General features: G+C 27.6%; 17 protein-coding genes. 11 read left to right on the top strand and 6 right to left on the bottom strand.

The window, feature by feature from the left end; translation table 11 throughout:
- Positions 1 to 184: 184 nt before the first annotated feature.
- Positions 185 to 1,087, bottom strand: coding sequence for a Gfo/Idh/MocA family oxidoreductase (locus tag Q0W06_RS06030; protein WP_297632751.1), 903 nt, complete (start codon positions 1,085 to 1,087; stop codon positions 185 to 187).
- Between the two features lie 252 nt (positions 1,088 to 1,339).
- Between Q0W06_RS06030 and Q0W06_RS06025 the strand changes: the two genes are divergently transcribed.
- From Q0W06_RS06025 to Q0W06_RS06015, 3 genes are all read left to right on the top strand, one after another.
- Positions 1,340 to 2,266, top strand: a complete 927-nt coding sequence (locus Q0W06_RS06025) for a hypothetical protein (protein ID WP_297632748.1) — start codon at positions 1,340 to 1,342, stop codon at positions 2,264 to 2,266.
- A 116-nt stretch (positions 2,267 to 2,382) separates the two neighbouring features.
- Entirely contained in the window at positions 2,383 to 2,943 is a 561-nt protein-coding gene (locus tag Q0W06_RS06020) for a hypothetical protein (protein ID WP_297632746.1), read from the top strand.
- Between the two features lie 105 nt (positions 2,944 to 3,048).
- Positions 3,049 to 3,705: an NAD(P)H-dependent oxidoreductase gene (locus tag Q0W06_RS06015; RefSeq protein ID WP_297632743.1), complete on the top strand. Its 657-nt coding sequence runs from the start codon at positions 3,049 to 3,051 to the stop codon at positions 3,703 to 3,705.
- A gap of 72 nt (positions 3,706 to 3,777) precedes the next feature.
- Here the strand turns inward: Q0W06_RS06015 and Q0W06_RS06010 are convergent, their stop codons facing one another.
- Positions 3,778 to 4,461, bottom strand: a complete 684-nt coding sequence (locus Q0W06_RS06010) for a prealbumin-like fold domain-containing protein (RefSeq protein WP_297632740.1) — start codon at positions 4,459 to 4,461, stop codon at positions 3,778 to 3,780.
- 340 nt (positions 4,462 to 4,801) lie between these two features.
- Between Q0W06_RS06010 and Q0W06_RS06005 the strand changes: the two genes are divergently transcribed.
- The 5 genes from Q0W06_RS06005 to Q0W06_RS05985 all read left to right on the top strand — a co-directional run bounded on the left by Q0W06_RS06005 (position 4,802) and on the right by Q0W06_RS05985 (position 10,820).
- Positions 4,802 to 5,422 carry an alpha/beta hydrolase gene (locus Q0W06_RS06005; RefSeq protein ID WP_297632737.1) on the top strand — a complete coding sequence of 207 codons (621 nt, stop codon included), beginning with the start codon at positions 4,802 to 4,804 and terminating at the stop codon, positions 5,420 to 5,422.
- Between the two features lie 359 nt (positions 5,423 to 5,781).
- Positions 5,782 to 7,044, top strand: coding sequence for an ArsB/NhaD family transporter (locus Q0W06_RS06000; protein WP_297632735.1), 1,263 nt, complete (start codon positions 5,782 to 5,784; stop codon positions 7,042 to 7,044).
- Positions 7,045 to 7,164: 120 nt separating this feature from the next.
- The gene (locus Q0W06_RS05995; RefSeq protein WP_297632732.1) at positions 7,165 to 8,316 is read left to right on the top strand and encodes an iron-containing alcohol dehydrogenase; all 1,152 of its coding nucleotides are present in this window, start codon (positions 7,165 to 7,167) and stop codon (positions 8,314 to 8,316) included.
- Between the two features lie 194 nt (positions 8,317 to 8,510).
- The gene (locus tag Q0W06_RS05990; protein ID WP_297632730.1) at positions 8,511 to 9,929 is read left to right on the top strand and encodes an NAD(P)/FAD-dependent oxidoreductase; all 1,419 of its coding nucleotides are present in this window, start codon (positions 8,511 to 8,513) and stop codon (positions 9,927 to 9,929) included.
- A gap of 6 nt (positions 9,930 to 9,935) precedes the next feature.
- On the top strand, positions 9,936 to 10,820 hold the full coding sequence (locus Q0W06_RS05985; protein ID WP_297632726.1) for an FAD-dependent oxidoreductase: 885 nt from the start codon (positions 9,936 to 9,938) through the stop codon (positions 10,818 to 10,820).
- 141 nt (positions 10,821 to 10,961) lie between these two features.
- Here the strand turns inward: Q0W06_RS05985 and Q0W06_RS05980 are convergent, their stop codons facing one another.
- Entirely contained in the window at positions 10,962 to 12,701 is a 1,740-nt protein-coding gene (locus tag Q0W06_RS05980; protein ID WP_297632723.1) for an ABC-F family ATP-binding cassette domain-containing protein, read from the bottom strand.
- Between the two features lie 109 nt (positions 12,702 to 12,810).
- On the bottom strand, positions 12,811 to 13,326 hold the full coding sequence (locus Q0W06_RS05975) for a DUF4865 family protein (RefSeq protein ID WP_297632721.1): 516 nt from the start codon (positions 13,324 to 13,326) through the stop codon (positions 12,811 to 12,813).
- Between the two features lie 108 nt (positions 13,327 to 13,434).
- Between Q0W06_RS05975 and Q0W06_RS05970 the strand changes: the two genes are divergently transcribed.
- The 3 genes from Q0W06_RS05970 (at position 13,435) to bsh (ending at position 16,034) form a co-directional block, all read left to right on the top strand.
- On the top strand, positions 13,435 to 14,223 hold the full coding sequence (locus Q0W06_RS05970; RefSeq protein WP_297632718.1) for a LysR family transcriptional regulator: 789 nt from the start codon (positions 13,435 to 13,437) through the stop codon (positions 14,221 to 14,223).
- Between the two features lie 18 nt (positions 14,224 to 14,241).
- Complete coding sequence (locus Q0W06_RS05965) at positions 14,242 to 14,889, top strand: HD domain-containing protein (protein ID WP_297632716.1); 648 nt, start codon at positions 14,242 to 14,244, stop codon at positions 14,887 to 14,889.
- 152 nt (positions 14,890 to 15,041) lie between these two features.
- Positions 15,042 to 16,034 (top strand): choloylglycine hydrolase, encoded by a 993-nt coding sequence (bsh, locus tag Q0W06_RS05960; RefSeq protein WP_297632713.1) that lies wholly within the window; start codon positions 15,042 to 15,044, stop codon positions 16,032 to 16,034.
- Positions 16,035 to 16,124: 90 nt separating this feature from the next.
- Here bsh and Q0W06_RS05955 read toward each other — a convergent pair whose 3' ends face one another.
- Together Q0W06_RS05955 and Q0W06_RS05950 are read right to left on the bottom strand one after the other, a co-directional pair.
- Positions 16,125 to 17,006: a PTS system mannose/fructose/sorbose family transporter subunit IID gene (locus Q0W06_RS05955; protein ID WP_297632757.1), complete on the bottom strand. Its 882-nt coding sequence runs from the start codon at positions 17,004 to 17,006 to the stop codon at positions 16,125 to 16,127.
- The gene (locus Q0W06_RS05950; RefSeq protein WP_297632711.1) at positions 16,996 to 17,808 is read right to left on the bottom strand and encodes a PTS sugar transporter subunit IIC; all 813 of its coding nucleotides are present in this window, start codon (positions 17,806 to 17,808) and stop codon (positions 16,996 to 16,998) included. Before Q0W06_RS05950 ends, Q0W06_RS05955 begins: the two co-directional genes overlap by 11 nt.
- Between the last annotated feature and the right edge of the window lie 27 nt (positions 17,809 to 17,835).

Below are 17,835 nucleotides of genomic sequence, written 5' to 3'. Positions count from 1 at the left end.
CGATTAAAGCCGTAAGAAATTCAGAAGACATAGTTTTATTGATGCATGATGCAGGTGGAAAGAAAACAACTGTAGAGGCATTACCAAAAATAATAGAGCATTTCAAAAAGAAAGGCTATACGTTTAAAGTAATATCAAATTAAATTTAAAAAAGATATGCGTAATAATGGCATATCTTTTTTGATTATTGGATATATTGAATTATTTCTTCGCAAATCTTATGGGAGATAAGTGAATCTTCAAAACTTACATTAAAAGCTCTATTTTCTTTTATTCCAGAAATAAATTCATCTAGAATACTTTCAAAACCTCGCTTATACAGAGTAGGAATCCAGTCGCCAAATTCAGAAACAGTTGCTCCTTCTTTAGTTAATCTAGTTGTTTTTACAAGGGATGTAACGATTGTTTTTTTACCAGAAGACATATATTCTATAGTTTCTTCATTACAACCATTATCTCGATTCATTATAGCAATAGCGGTAGTGGATTTATTTGATAATGTCAAAATTATATTTAAAAGACCTCTTTCATCTTTTTTATATTTAATAGACATATCTTCGTGAGGCTGTCCCATTAAAAATCTTACTGTATCTACAACATGAATAAAATCATCATAAATAAAGACTCTTGTATCGTTATTTGGTAAATTAAGTCGATTTTTTTCCATTATTATAATATCTGGATATTCTTCATTTCTTAAATCTTTAACTTTAGGAACAAATCTTCTATTAAATCCAACCATAATTCTTGTATCATTTTCTTTAGAAATTTTATAAAGTTCCTCACTATCTTTATAATTTAAACTTATAGGTTTATCAAGATAGACTGGAATCTTATTTTCTAATAATTTTTTAGCGATTTCAAAGTGTGACGTAGTTGCTGAATTTATTATAACTCCATCAATTTTTGAATTTATTAAATCAGTGATAGAGGTATATCCTTCTTTTATTCGATATTTATTTTTAATATCATTGATTGTAGTTTGATTTCTTGTACAAAGTATAAGTTCTATATCATCTCTCATTGTTAATACTGGTAAATATGCTTTTTTGCAGATATCACCAATTCCTATTATTCCTATACGCATAAATAACCCCTCCATGTAAACATTTTCGAATTTATTTTATTATATCATAATCATGGAATTTATTATTTAGAAGATAAATATAATATGAAAATTACAAGAGAATAATTATTTTTATATAAAAATAATTAAAAGGTACCATATAGTTATGACAAATTTGATACTTTTTAGAAATAAAAAACTAACTTTCCTTCTATTACCTATTCATTTTAAAATGATATCCTAGCTCTATAAAAGCTAAGGAGATGCTAGATTATGAAAAAAATAATTATAATTGTAGTTTTAGTGATTGTAATAATAGGGGCAGGAATTGGTGCATTTATATATGCATCCAATAGTACAAATACAACTTCTAAAACTACATCAAAAGAAAATGCTATAACTGCATCAAATTCAAAAGCTAATACAAATGAAAATGAAATAAAGTCAGCTAATACTGCTGAAAATAATTCAACTACAAATGTGATAAATACAAGTGCTACAACAGGTACAAGTACTGCTGCAAATACTACTTCAACGACTGCAGATAATGGAACAGGAAATTTTGCATCTATAGTTAATGGAGCTAAATATTTTAGTGGGAATATTGAAGGTGATACTATAATAATTCCTTTAAATGATGGAACAGTTGTAAACAATCAATTGATCCTTAAAGAGTATTATGTAGATAGATTGAATGAAGTCTTCACTCTTAAAATAGATTCAGAAGGAAATAATAATTATACCTTTTATGAATACTACAATGGAGTAAATACTGGTATTTTTAAATTAAAAGCAACATCTTCAATAGGGGAAATCTCATTGCATGGTACTTATTCAAAACCAGGATCAGATAATGTTATCGGTATTTCTTTACAAGCATATACTAATGAGGAATCATATCCTTTTATGTGTGGTATTGTAAATAATACGCCAGTAACATTTATACCAGGAGTAAATTATGGTGGATATTATGAAAAGTATGCAGGTGACAATAATCTATTTAATATAAATTATAATTATCAAGAAAAGTCTCAAAAATATAATGCATATTTTAATGAAGAGTTTGAAGGTAAGATAACTGGAGAATATGAACTGAATATTAGTAAAAATGGAAAGCAGATGAGTGGAGTTTATATCCCCGCTTCAAATAAAAATGTGTCATATCCTGTAACATTAATAGGATCATTTACACCAAATTAAAGATAAATAAAATTATCTAATATATAAAGAGAAATAGACTAGAATATGGAGATTTACTTATTTTAAAGGTGTATAATTAGAAATATATAGTAAAAATATGAAAGTAGGCGTAAATTATGAAAGTTTTAGAAGAGTTTATGGAACATTTATGTGGAGAGTTTACTAATGAAGAGCAAATAAAGGCTGAGGAAAAAGAAGGAAAAGTTAAGCATCCAATAGCAAGACATATAAATGGAATTTGTAATGACAAAATTAAGAATTTGCCTGAAGATTTTAATGGATATTTTGTAATTGAAGAAAGTTATTATACTATGGGAACGTTCAAAAATACATTACCACACTTATTTTTATTTACTGTAAATAGTGAAAATAAAGTTGTATTAACATCTTATGATATACCTAAAGAAATCTCAAAAGAGGATTTTAGAAATAATAATAAAAATATTATTTTAGAGTATACTAAATTAGAGGTTTCTAAGAAGTTTACACCAATGGTATATGAAAAAATAGAAAATGGTTTTAAAGGTGAAAGTATTAGTAACTTTACAGAATCAACAAGATTTGAGTTACGTGAAACTATAACAAATGAGGCTATGTATGTAAGTGAAGCATTTTTTAATAATGACAAAATGACATTTGGATTTATCCAGCCAATCATATATAAGATAGTTACCTAGAGGTGCGTACTTGATATCTGAGCAAAATAGTCGTATATTAGAATGAAGAAGAATGATGGGCACAACCATTATAAATATTTTATTGGATTAAAGGAGATATAACATATGAAAAAAGAAGAAATTTTAGAAGGATTAAATTTTAGACATGCATGTAAAGAGTTTGATAAATCTAAGAAAATAGATGAAAAAGACTTTGAATTTATTTTAGAAAGTGGAAGACTTGCACCAAGTTCAATGGGAATAGAGCCATGGAAGTTTTTAGTGCTTCAAAATGAAGCGATGAGAGAAGAAATAGCAAATGTATGCTGGGGTGGAAAGAAACAAATACCATCAGCTAGTCATGTTGTGATTATATTAAATAGAAAAGCTGATGAGTTAAAGCATAATTCAGAATATATAGATAGTTTATTAAGAGATACTAAAAAGCTTCCAGAAGATGTTCAAGGTATGATGAAAAACATTATGAAGGATATTGAAGATAGCAGATTTAAAGGAAATGATGAGCTTATAGATCAATATTCAAGAGAACAATGTTATTTACCATTAGGGACAATGATGGATGTTGCAGCATTAATGAAGATAGATTCATGTGCTATTGGTGGAATAGATAAAGAAAAAGTAGAAAAAATATTAGTTGATAATAATGTTTTAGATACGAAAAAATTTGAAGTTACAATAATCGCTGCATTTGGTTATAGAGTAAGTGAACCAGGACAAAAGACTAGAAGAGATATGTCTGAAGTTGTAGAGTGGGTTAGATAGTAAAATTATATAATAAAAAAATTAAAGAATGATGCATATATTTTAAATGCATCATTCTTTTATTTGATGGATTTATTTATGAGTTCTTTTAAGAAATAGTGAAAAACCACCAAAAAGAATTAAAAAAATCATCCATAATAGATAAAGAAATAGAGTTTTTGTATTAGTTAATGGATTAGAAAAGTTCCTTAAAGTAATGTTAGAACTAGTAGGACGTGGTAAGTTTGTATTATTAGAAATAAGGCTATCAATACTAGAAACATCATTTAAAGGTTCAGGAACTTTACTAGAACTAATATATCTATTGCCAATGATTCGTTCTGTTTTAAAAGTAAGATTATGTACGGGCTTTGAGCTTTTATCTATGATTATTGTTTGAATGTTTGCATTATCCTTGTATCCTATAGGAGCTTTAATCTCTTTAATAGAATAAGAACCAAAAGGTACATTAGGAATAGAGATGCGCCCATTTTTATTTGTAATTGAAGTTGTAGAATAATTATTAGGTCCAGTTATCTTTAATATTGCACCTTCTAAAGGTTTATTAGATGCAATATCGACTTTTAATATTTCTAAAGAACCTAGATTTTTTTTCATAGAAGAATTTATTTTAGAAGATTCATTTTTTTCAGTTTCAGTATAATCATTTATAGTTTGTGCTAAAGGATCTATGTAGAAAGTTAAACTTGAGAATAAAGCTATAATGAAAATAAAGAAAGCTATTTTAGTAATTAAATTATTTTCGCCTATATTCATTTAAATTCACTCCTTTTTTAAGAGAATAGTATTATGTAACTTTAATAATATGGTATTTATCCTAAGTATTGCATAGTAAATAAAATTTTTAAAGGGGGCTTTTTAATTTATAATACAGTATTGAGAGAGAATAATTTAAATTATTATTTTAGCGATTATTCTTTAGAAATTTATTAAACTATTTATAGGAAGATAAATGTGGAAAATAATGATAGGTAAATAGTTATTAATGGAATTGAGAATGATGATTTTATTTATTAAGGTTAAAGGTATATAATAGAGAAACAGAGAAAAAATAATATTATAGAAATTTAACAGGTAAACAAAGGAGAAATATATTATGGAAACAAAAAAAGTTATGTCTAAATGGGGTGTAGAACTTAATCCAATGTTTAAGGATAATAATAGCACCACTTTATGTATAGTACTTCCAGGAGTAGCATATTTAATCGATAGATCATATTTAGATTACTCAAGACAATTAGCAGATGAATTAGGATATGATGTAATGGCAATTGAATATGGATTCCATATAAATAGAACAAAATTTGATATTTCTACAGAATTCCATCAAATGGCAAAAGAAACTATTGAAGCAATAGAAAATGCTATATCTAAAGATTATGAAAATATAGTTATTATAGGTAAGAGCATTGGTACTTGTGTTCAAGTTATGTTAAATAGACTGTTTAAAGATAAAAAAGTTAAAAATATTTATATAAGTCCTATTGATAAAACTGCACATCATGGAGTTTGTGAAGATTCATTAGTTATTACAGGAACTAAAGATCCACTTTTAAGTGAAGAGAGTCTTAATAAAATAGAAGATGTTAAAGGTGTTAAATTAGTAAATATTACTGATGCTAATCATGGATTAGACATTCAAGGTGATGTTTTAAAAACTATTGAAGTTTTATTTGATATTATAAAATTAGAAAAAGAGTTTTTAACTAAAGAATAAAAAAATAAAGTATTAGAAAGCCTATAAATGAAACTTTTAATAATGAAAGTTTATTTATAGGCTTATTTATTGAAACATATTAAATAAAATAATAGAGATTAAAAAGAAAAAATTTAAATACATGTGAATATAAAATGGAGAGCTGGAAAGAATTAAAATATAACTTAAGAAAAGAACTCTCAAAATATTAACAATTTGAATCCCCATTCAGATTAATACTTAAAAAAAGTTGTTGTTTAGCGATTAATTAAAATCTGCTAGACAGCAACTTTTTCTTTATAAAGGGTGAATATAAAATCTTTGGTAAGAGAGTATGGTAAAATAAATTTAATAAAATAAGAGAGGATTGATTTAGACATATGGATGGACAGCAAATTATTGCCAGTTTAATATTTATAGTTATTTTAATTGGAATAATTATAGAAAAATTCGATATAACAGTTCTTTCCTTGACAGGTGCTATTTTAATGGTGGCATTTAGAATAATACCTTTATCTAAAGTTATGGGATATGTTGATTTTAATACAATAGCTGTTATTTTAGGAATGATGATTATTGTGGGGATTTTTAAGCGAACAGGATTTTTTGAATACATAGCCATTTATACGGCAAAAGTTTGTAGAGGAAATAGTTTAAAAGTTATTTTTGCACTGGGGATTTTGACAGCTATTTTTTCAGCTGTTTTAGATAATGTAACTACAGTATTACTTATGGGACCTATAACTATTATAGTTACAGAAATACTCGAAGTTAACCCTATTCCATTTATAATAACAGAAATATTTGCATCTAATATAGGTGGCACCAGTACATTGATTGGGGATCCTCCTAATATTATGATAGGAAGTGCAGCACATCTTACATTTAATGATTTTTTAACTAAATTATTTCCTATTACTATGGTTATATTAATAGTAACAATAATATGTATATATTTTAGATATAGAAAGAGACTAGTAGTGGAAGAAAAACAAAAAGAATTTATAACTAAACTTAATCCTAAAGATAAAATAAAGGATAAAAAGCTTTTAGTTAAAGGGATTATAGTAATAGTATTTGTTCTTTTAGGCTTTATATTTAGTTCTCAACTTGGACTTGATGTTGGAGCAGTAGCAATGATTGGAGCATGCGTATTACTTATACTTTCAAAGGTGTCTTTTGAAAGTATAAGTAAAGATATAGAGTGGAATTCTATATTATTTTTTATTGGTCTTTTCATAATGGTTGGAGGACTTGTTCAAACAGGAGTTATAGATAAATTAGCATACTTAATAATAAGTTATGGAAAATCATCTCCAATAATATTAATGATAATAATGTTATGGGGTTCAGCTATAGTATCAGCATTTTTAAATAATATACCTTTTGTAGCAACTCTTATACCGTTAATTCTTGTAATGCAAAAAAATGGAGTAAATGTCCATTTACTTTGGTGGGCTGTATCCTTAGGAGCTTGTCTAGGTGGAAATGGAAGTTTAGTTGGTGCATCAGCTAATGTGGTATTAGGAAGTATTGCAGAAAGAAATGGATATAAAATTAAATTTATAGAATACTTAAAAATAGGATTTCCACTTATGATTTTATCTATAACAATTTGTACTGTTTATTTATTGATGCTGTAAGATAATATGTATATTAGTATAGAGGACATACTAAAAAGATTCTAAATAAAAGTCTTGACTTAGAGTTAACTCTAAGTTTTATAATTAATATATAGAATAAATTAATGGAGGTGTTGTTTTATGAACGACTTTAATTTTTATAACCCTACACAAATAGTATTTGGGAAAGATAGATTAGGAGATTTAGATACTCTTATTCCTCAAAATGCAAGAGTTTTAGTAACTTATGGTGGAGGAAGCGTAAAGAAATTTGGAACTTTAGATAAAGTTTTAAGTGGATTAAAAGATAGAACAGTTTTTGAATTTGGTGGAATTGAACCAAATCCTAGATATGATACTTTAATGAAAGCTGTTGAAGTAGTAAAAAAAGAAAAAATTGATTTTCTTCTAGCTGTTGGTGGCGGTTCTGTTATGGATGGAACAAAGTTTATTTCTTTAGCATCTAGTTATAACGGAGAGGCTAGTGATATTTTATATAGAAAAGCAAGTGGGATAGTAAAAACAATTCCTTTAGGAACAGTTGTAACATTACCAGCAACAGGTTCAGAAATGAATTCAGGAGGAGTTATATGTATTGGAGATAGTAAGTTAGCTTTTGGAAATCCATTAGTATTCCCTAAGTTTTCATTCTTAGATCCAACATTAACATTTAGTTTACCTGAAACACAAGTAGCAAATGGAGTAGTAGATACTTTTGTACATGTATGTGAGCAATATGTTACTTATCCTGTAGATGGAAGATTCCAAGATAGAACAGCAGAAGGAATTTTACAAACTCTTATAGAGATTGGAAAAGGAACTATAGAAGATAGAGAAAATTATGATTTAAGAGCTAATTTAGTTTGGTGTGCAACAATGGGATTAAATGGTCTTATTGGATCAGGAGTTCCACAAGATTGGGCAACTCATGTAATAGGTCATGAAATAACAGCTATGTATGGTGTAGACCACGGAAAAACTTTAGCTGTAGTTATGCCTTCATTATGGAATGTAATGAGAAAAGAAAAGGAAGCTAAACTTCTTCAATATGGAGAAAGAATATTTGGAATTACAGAAGGTTCAGTTGACGAAAGAATAGATATGGCAATTGAAAAGACAAGAGAATTCTTTGAAGGTCTTGGAATTAAAACAAGATTATCTGATTATGGAATAGATAAAGAAGGAGCTGAAAAGTTAGTTAAAGCTTTAGAAGCTCATGGTTTTACTAGATTAGGTGAAAAAGGTTCAATAACTATTGAAGTTAGTAGAAAAATTTTAGAAGGGGCTGTATAAGCCATATAACATTAAAAGTGAAGTTTTATAGCTTCACTTTTTTTATTACATAAAATCAAAATACATATAGCTAAAATCGTATATATTTTATAGAGAAAAGGAATTTTACTTATAATAGAAAAGAGAATATACTTAAAGCAAGGAAAGAGATTAAATTTAGTTTATAAGATATTAGAACTTAAGGGGGTTTTTATATGAAAGATATAATTATTATTGGTGGAGGAGTCGTTGGTTGCTCAATAGGAAGAGAGCTTGCAAAATACGATTTAGATATTAGCCTTCTTGAAAAAAATTCAGATGTAGCAGAGGGGATTTCAAAAGCTAATAGTGGAATTGTCCATGCAGGATATAATGAAAAATTAGGAACTTTAAAAGGTAAGTTTAATATAGAAGGAAATAAAATGTTTGATAAGTTAGCTAAGGACTTAGATTTTTCTTTTAAAAGAAATGGAGCTTTAGTTTTAGCATTTAATAGAGAAGAAGTTAGAGTTTTAGAAGAGCTTAAATCAAATGGAGAAAAATTAGGCGTAGATGGTTTAGAAATTTTATCCTTAGAAGAGGTAAAAAGCTTAGAGAAGAATGTGGGAGATAAAGTTTGTAAGGCATTGTATGTTAAAAATTCAGGAATAGTTAATCCATATGAAATGACTGTAGCTATGGCTGAAAATGCTTGTGAAAATGGTGTCCATTTTAAATTTGAAGCAGAAGTTATAGATATTAAAAAGATGGAAGGATACTATAAAGTTGTTTTAAAAGATGGAGAAGAAATTGAAGCAAAGTTAGTTATTAATGCAGCTGGAATAAACAGTGATAAAATAAATAATTTAATAAATGAAAAGAAATATACACATGAATTAATTAAGGGAGAATATTGCCTTTTAGATAAAGTATCAGGTGGATTAATCCATAAAACTATTTTTAGAACACCAAGTAAAATGGGGAAAGGAATATTAGTTACAAAAACTGTTGATGGAAATCTATTAATAGGACCAACAGCTAAAAAAGTCTATAATGAAGGTTTAGAAAATACAAAGAATACTTTAGATGAAATTATGGAAAAAGCTAATGAAAGTGTAGCTAATATTAATAGGGCAAAAATATTAACAACATTTGCTGGCTTAAGACCTCATTTAGAAAAAGGAGATTTTGTAATTGATGAAGAAGATAGCTTCATATCATTAGTTGGAATAGAGTCACCAGGATTAACAGCAGCACCTGCAATAGCTAAATATGTTAAGGATATTGTTTCTAGAAAAATAGAACTAAAGAAGAAGAAAGATTTTATTCAAACTAGAAAAGGAATAATAAAATTCGCAGGATTAAGTATTGAAGAAAAAAATAAATTAATAAAAGAAAAACAGAGCTATGGAAAAATAATTTGTAAGTGTGAGCTTATAACAGAAGGTGAAATAGTTGATGCAATAAACAGACCACTTGGAGCAAAAACAGTCGATGGAGTTAAGAGAAGAACAAGAGCTACCATGGGGGGATGCCAAGGAACAGGATGCTTATTACCTATAAGCAAAATAATAAGTAGAGAATTAGGTATTCCAATTACTGAAGTAAATAAAAATTCAAAATGCTCAAATGTTATAGGTTTTAAGGAGGCGTAGTTTAAGATGGTAGGTTACGATTTAATAATAGTTGGTGGTGGAGCTTCAGGAATGTTAGCAGCAATAGAAGCTAAAAGAAGTGGAATAGAAAATGTAATTGTAATAGAAAAAGACTTAGAACTTGGTGGATTCTTAAATCTTGCAAATTATAATATTAGTGAAAATGAAAAAATTACGGGAAAAGAATATAAAGAAAGACTTTTAAAAGAATATAATGAGTTAAAGATAGAAACTCTTTTAAACACGATGGTTTTAAATATAAATGATGAGAAGTCAGTTATTTGTACTAGTCCAGAAAGAGGAATAGAGGAGTTAAGAGCAAAGAATATTATTTTAGCAAATGGAGCTAAAGATAAAGGAAGAAATATTATAAATATGCCTGGAGATAGATGTGCTGGAGTAATCACACTTGGGATGGCGAAGAAATTTCTAAATGCTGGAGATATTTCTTTAGGAAATGAAATCATAATTTATGGAACAGAAAATCTTAATACTATAATCCAAGATTTTAAAGATAAGAATGTAAAGATAAAAACTATTATAGGCGACGAAAAAGATAGCTATAGTCTTACTAAAAATATCTATGAAGGATTTAAACTTAAAGAAATCTTAGGAAAAGGTAGAGTTCAATCTATAGTAATAGAAAAAGATGATAAAGAAAAAACTTTAGAGTGCGATACACTAATATTAGCACTTGGAATGTTATCAGATGGAATAGTAGGGATGAGAAGTAATATAAAATTAAATCCAGCTACAACAGGACCAGAAGTAGATGGGAATTTAGAAACTTCAAGAAAAACTATATTTGCATGTGGAAACGGAATCTATATACATGAGAATATAGAGAGTATAGAAAAAGAAGTAAAAACATTAATAAAATATATAAAATAATAAAAATAGCTAGTTATTAAAGAGTTTCTTTAATACTAGCTATTTTTTATAGTTTTAAAATTATTTAAACTATAAATCAAAATTGATTTTGAGATTTAAATTTAATTACTTTAAAATAATTATCATTATTTGATTAGTAGCTTAAAGTAACTTAATAAGTCTTTCTAATTCTATAGATAACTCTTTTGCAAGAATAAAATCAGTATTCTTAAGAGCTGTTTCTATTTGAACTTCTATTAATTTTTTATTTTGTTCAATTTCTAAATAATCTTTACTAAAATGTTTAGCATAAATCATTTTCTTGAACTTTTTCATATTCATTCTTCTAATTGACTTATCTTCAACTATTAAAATAGTATCCATACAATTTATTATAGAATAGAAGTCATGTGAAACCATTAAAATAGCGCCATTATAGTTTTGAAGAGCTTTTTCTAATGCTATTTGTGAATATGTATCTAAATGACTTGTTGGCTCATCTAAAATTAAAAGGTTAGCATCAGTTGCAGAAATCTTAGCTATTTGAAGTAAGATTTTTTCTCCACCAGATAAAGCATTTATTTTTTGATTAAGAGATTTTTCATCAAAACCATATTCAGATATACTTTCTAGAACTTGGTCATAAGTTTCAAAACCAGAATCTATAAATTCTTCAGAAATAGTTTTAGAGTGATTTAATGTATTCCCTAATATTTGTGAAAGATAAGCTACTTGAGCATTTTCATTTATTTCAATTGCAGGGTTATTATTTTTGAAAATATCTTGTAGTAAAGTTGTTTTTCCAGTACCGTTTGGTCCAACTATTGCAACTTTTTCATCAGCTTTAATTTCAAAACTAACATTTTCTAAAACTACATCATCAAAAACTGCACTATAATCAGTAACTTTTAAAATAACATCATCACCTAGTTTTTTATCTGTAGAGAAGTAGATTGTTGGCTTTTTAATATATACGAATGGAGCCTTTATTCTACGTTTTTCTAATCTTTCTTGAATTTTAACTCTAGCTCTTAAATGTCTTCCTCTAAAGGCTTCAGCATTTTCAGTAGCTAAGTCTCTTAATTTATCTATAATAACTTCATTTCTTTCAATTTCTTCATCATCAGCTGCAGCTAATTCTTGTAATTCAATTTTAGTTTGAAGTAAAGAGAAATTATAATCAATATAGTTTCCATCAAATTCTTGTATTTCTTTATTTTCAAGATGAATAATTTTATTGAAACAATGATTTAATAAATATCTGTTATGTGTAATAACAAGCATTGTTCCTTTGTGAGAATTAATTAGATTTTTAAGAGAAGTTAAGTTCTCAAAATCTAAGAATACATCAGGTTCATCCATAATAATTAAATCAGGATTGTTTAACATTGATTTAATTACTTGAACAAGTTTAAATTCTCCACCACTAAGTTCAGATATTAACATATCTTTATAACTTCCTAAGTTTGCAAGATTTAAAGTTCTATCAATAATATTAGGATACTGATCACCATTTATGGCTTCAAAAGCATCTAAAGCTTCTTGATAGTCTTCCATTAAAGCTTCTAGCTCAGAAGATGTAGCCATTTCCTCGCAAATAGCATCTATCTTATTTTGTAAACGAATGAAATCTTCGCTAATGTAATCAAAAACTGTAATATCTTTTATATCATCTATTTGAGATATTTGGCTTACATAACCAATTCTACAATTTGGAGATTTTTCTAAGATTCCATCAAACATATATTTATCAGGATCTACAAGTATATCTATTAGAGTACTTTTCCCACTACCATTTGTTCCTATAAAAGCACAGTGTTGACCTGCTTCTAAAGTAAAGGAAATATCATTATATAAATCCTTTTGTGGAAAGGAGTAAGAAAGTTTTTCGACTTTTATCATTTTAGTACCTCACTTTTAATAATAAGTCTTTTAAAATAAAGGCTTATTAATCGAAATTATATATTAAATTTAATATTGATAGCATACCATCTTTTGAAAGGAAGTTCAATTATAGTGATAGATGAAGTATTTCATATAGAGAGGTAAAGTTTTCATTAATGCTAGGTTGTTCTTTAAAGAAATAGAATTCAACGTATTTCCATTTATCAGGATTATAAATTAGGATCTGTCCTAGCGTGTTATTGTATTTATTAGAAAGTTTAGGATAATTCATATTATTTGTTTCTTTAATAGTATGTTCTATTTCTAATATATAAGCAGACTCTTTGAAATTATTTGAAAAATTTATTTCTAGTGGAATTCCTATGTTTATATGTTGCCATCCGAAAGAACTTAATATATTGTCATAGTAACCTTCAAATATAAATTTATTCATGCCAGTATGATTTTTCCAAAGATAAAGAGGAGCATACTGTTTTTTATTTTCTGTATCTATAATTAGATATGCCTTTAATAAAAGGTCTTTAAAATTATCTGTTTTATAACCATTTTCAAAAACTCTTTTTCTTATGATATCCATATTATAATCAGCTGGTAATGTGATTTTATATTGCATTGCATTCATAATAAAATCTCCTTTCGTATAGGCTCATTATACAAGTGAAATATGGTGCTGTATAATGGTTATAAATCATATTGGATATTCCAAAGAGGAATAGCAAAGGAGATATTTATGGAGATTAATGATATAAAAATATTCAGTGAAGTTGCAAAGTTAAGTTCGACTTCAAAGGCTGCTAAAAGCTTAGGATATGTTCAATCTAATATAAGTAAAAGAATTTTAAAGTTAGAAGAAGAAATAGGAAGGAAATTATTCTTTAGAACTAATAAGGGGATGGATTTAACAAGTGATGGAGAAAAGTTTTTAGTTTATGCAAAGGAAATATTATTTATTGTAGTTAAAATGGAGAAAGATTTTTCAATAAATAAAGAAAAGACTTCTATAGGTGGAACAGGTGTTATTTCAAAAATCTATTTAAGTAAATATTATCTAAATGATGAGTTTGAGATTTTTACTCGACCTATAAATGAGTTAATAAAACTACTTAAAGAGGAAAAACTTGATTTTATTTTTGTTAATAAGGAAATAGATGATAAGGATTTTGAAAAGATTTTAACTTTTTCAGAAAAAGTTTATTGGATACAATCTAAGAATAATAAAATAGATTGTAAAAGAAATAAAGTTATTGTTAGTAGAGATGTAAATTGTCCCTATAGAATAGAGACTTTTAAATATATTGAGAAAAGTAAAATTAAGATTAAAGGAATAGTAGAAGTGGATACTATTGATATTTTAATAGATATGGTTGAAAATAATGAGGTAATTTCCATATTACCAGAAAAGATAATAGATTTAAATAATAACTTGAAAAAAATTGAAGATGTAACTTTAGATAGGATTAATATTTATGGATATAAATTAAAGAGTAATGTAAAGAAATTAAATATTGAATTTAATTAAATGAGAAGAGGAAAATAGATGAGTAAAGAAATAGTTATAGAGAATACAAGAAGATTCGTAAAAGAAAAACTAGAGAATGAGGGAAGTGGACATGATTGGTACCACATAGAGAGAGTATATAATTTAGCGAGATATTTATGTAGGGAAGAGGGCGGGAATTCTTATATTATAGAACTTGCTGCGCTGTTACATGACATAGAGGACTGGAAGTTTTCTAAAGCCAATAAATCAGATACAAGTATTATTGAAGAATTTCTTTTAAGTGAAAAAGTTGAAATGGAAGATATTAAAAAGGTTATTTCTATAATAAAGACTTTATCTTTTAAAGGTGGAGTAGTTTCTTCAAAACAAGATACTATTGAAGGAATGATTGTTCAAGATGCAGATAGACTAGATGCTATGGGCGCAATTGGAATTGCAAGAACATTTACTTATGGAGGATATAAAGGGAATCTAATTTATGATCCTACTATTGAACCTATGGATTTTAAATCTTTAGATGAAGTTAAAAATAAAAAGAATCATACGATAAATCATTTTTATGAGAAACTTTTAAAATTAAAGGATTTAATAAATACGAGAAAAGGAAAAGAATTAGCGGGAAAAAGACATAGAATTATGGAACAGTTTTTAGATGATTTCATTGAGGAATGGAATTTTAAGTAATAATTTATTTAGGTCATATTAATAAGAAAAATATGAATAGAAGTTTAACAAGTTAATAATTACATAATAGTAATATTGTGGAAAATAAAGAATTGTGATAACATTTTAATAAAACTAATATTAAAAAATATAGATGATAGTGAGGAATGCGTATGTGTACAGGGTTAACATTAATTACAAAAGACGGGAAACATTTATTTGGAAGAAATATGGATATAGAATTTGAATTTGGTCAAAGTGTAGGAGTGATTCCTAGAAATTTTGAGTATGAAAATAGAATGATAAATACTAAAGAGCACACTAAATATGGAATAATAGGAATGATGACTATTATGGAAAATCATCCAATGCTTGCAGATGGAATGAATGAGGAAGGCTTAGGAATAGCTGGATTAAACTTTCCGGGGTATGCATATTATGAGCCTGAAATAGATGAAAATAAAGAAAATGTTTCAGTATATGATTTTATGTTTTGGATTTTAGCTAATTTTAAAGATTTATATGAGGTAAGAGAAGCATTAAATAACGTAAATATTATGGATAAACCATTTAACGAAAAAACACCAATTCCAACATTACATTGGATAATAACAGATAAAAGTGGAAAGAGTATTGTAGTTGAAAAGAGTAAACAAGCTGGATTAAAAGTTTTTGAAAATAATTTAGGTGTTTTAACAAACTCTCCAACATTTGATTGGCATGAAACAAACTTAAGACAATATATAGGATTATATGCAAATCAAGCAGGAGAAACAAAGTGGAGTGAACAAAGTTTACCAGCATTAGGTCAAGGGGCAGGATGTGTTGGATTACCAGGAGATTTTACACCAGCATCTAGATTTGTTAGAGTTGCATTTTTAAGACATAATGCATTAGCAAATGATAGTGAATCTATGGATATAAATGAATTTTTCCATATATTAAATAATGTAGCAATGGTAAGAGGAACAGTTAGAACACCTCAACAATTAAGTGATATAACTGTATATACTTCATGTATGAATTTAGAAGATAAAATATACTTCTATAATACTTATAAAAACAATAGTTTAAATGCAGTAGATATGAAAAAAGTAGATTTAAATGGAAAGGAAATAGTTTTATTCCCATATGAAAATGAATTAAAAGTTAATTATCAAAATTAGATAATACGTAACTGGGAACAATTATTTTTAAAGAATAGAAAAAAGGATTTTTTCAAATTTGAAAAAATCCTTTTTATTTTAATGATTATTTTATACTTTCCACATTTGGAATCCAAAGAGTTGTCCAACACCTGCTAAGGAAATTCCAACTATAAGAAGAAGTACGATACATTTAACAGGACTCCAACCTCTTTTCTTTAATAGGTAGAATAATAGTAAAGTGAATCCAAGTGGAATCATATTAGGTAAAACACCATCTAAGATAGCTTGAATATCTATAGGAGCATCACCATTTGGAATAACTATTGCAAGCTTAGTAGCTCCATAGTTAGATGTTAAAGCACCAACTATAAATACTCCAAGTAAAGAAGCAGAACGAGTAAACTCTTTTGCATTCTTAGTAAGAATATCGATAGCCTTAGAACCAAGATTATAAGACCAGTGCATTAAGAAATATCTAACACCAAACTGAACAGCATTAAAGATAAGCAAGAACAATATTGGACCAAGAATCGATCCACTAATTGCCATATTAGCAGTAATACCAGCAGTGATAGGAACTAAAGTAAACCAGAAGATAGCATCACCAATACCACCTAAAGGACCCATTGCAGCAACACGGACAGCTCTAATTGTATTTGTGTCAGCTTTTTGTTGCTCTAAAGAAAGGATAATCCCCATAACGAAAGTAACTAAGAATGGGTGAGTATTAAAAAACTCAAGGTTGTGTTTCATTGATTTAGATAAGTCACTTTTATCTTTATGGATTGCTTTTAATCCAGGTAATATACCATATAACCAACCACCAGCTTGCATTCTTTCATAGTTAAATGAAGCTTGAAGGAATAGTGAACGCCAAACCATTTTATTTAGAGTCTTTTTATCTAAATTTGGTGCTGGAGTTAAATCATTATATTGAGTTGAATCATGTTCAACTGCTTTAGTTTTAGTTTTTGTTGCATTAGATGCCATCTTCGTCATCGCCTCCTTCTGATACAAAACTTACATTAGCTTTCATCTTAACATTAGTTTGGAAGTCATAGATAGCTATACCAACTCCAATAAATGCGATGATTAATAATGCTGGTCCGCCAAGACCTTCAATACTACCTACAATAGTTGCAAGAGCAAATCCTGCAAAGTAAATTCCCCAAAGATCTTTTGAAAGCATAATTCTTAAAAGAATTGCAAATCCAACATAACGCATCATTCCACCAGCAGCACTAAGACCATTCATGAACCAAGCTGCGTCTTTAGAGAATTCATTTAAAGCTTCACCAGCAGCACTTCCACCGATTAATCCAATTACGATAACAACCGCAAAGAATAATCCTAAAGCACCCATTGCTAAATAATTAAGTTTGTCAATTCCAGCTGTATCAGCATTTTCAGCATATTTATCAGCTTTAGACATTAATGGAGACATAGCTGTGAAAAGAATTGTTACACAGTATTGTCCGATTAAAGCGAAAGGAACAGCTAATCCAACAGCAGCTGTTGCATCTAACTTAGTTGAAACTGCAAAAACTACAGCCATAATTCCACCGATAACGGCATTTGGAGGTTGAGCTCCTCCAACTGGCATGTTACCAATTGTCATTAATTGATAAGTACCACCTACTATAAGTCCAGTTTGTAAATCTCCTAAAATTGCACCAATAACAGCACCGGATACAATTGGTTGATATAGAGATTCTAAGAAACTAAATTGGTCGATAGCTGCAATAAATGCAAATACTGCAACCAACAAGATTTGAATTAAATTAAAATCCATTCTATAATACCCCCTATTAAATTTATT

Origin of the sequence: uncultured Clostridium sp., assembly GCF_947072515.1 — a bacterium.
GTDB lineage: Bacteria > Bacillota > Clostridia > Clostridiales > Clostridiaceae > Clostridium.
The sequence above is the reverse complement of the archived record's forward strand: the minus strand, read 5'-3'. Positions and strand labels throughout refer to the sequence as shown.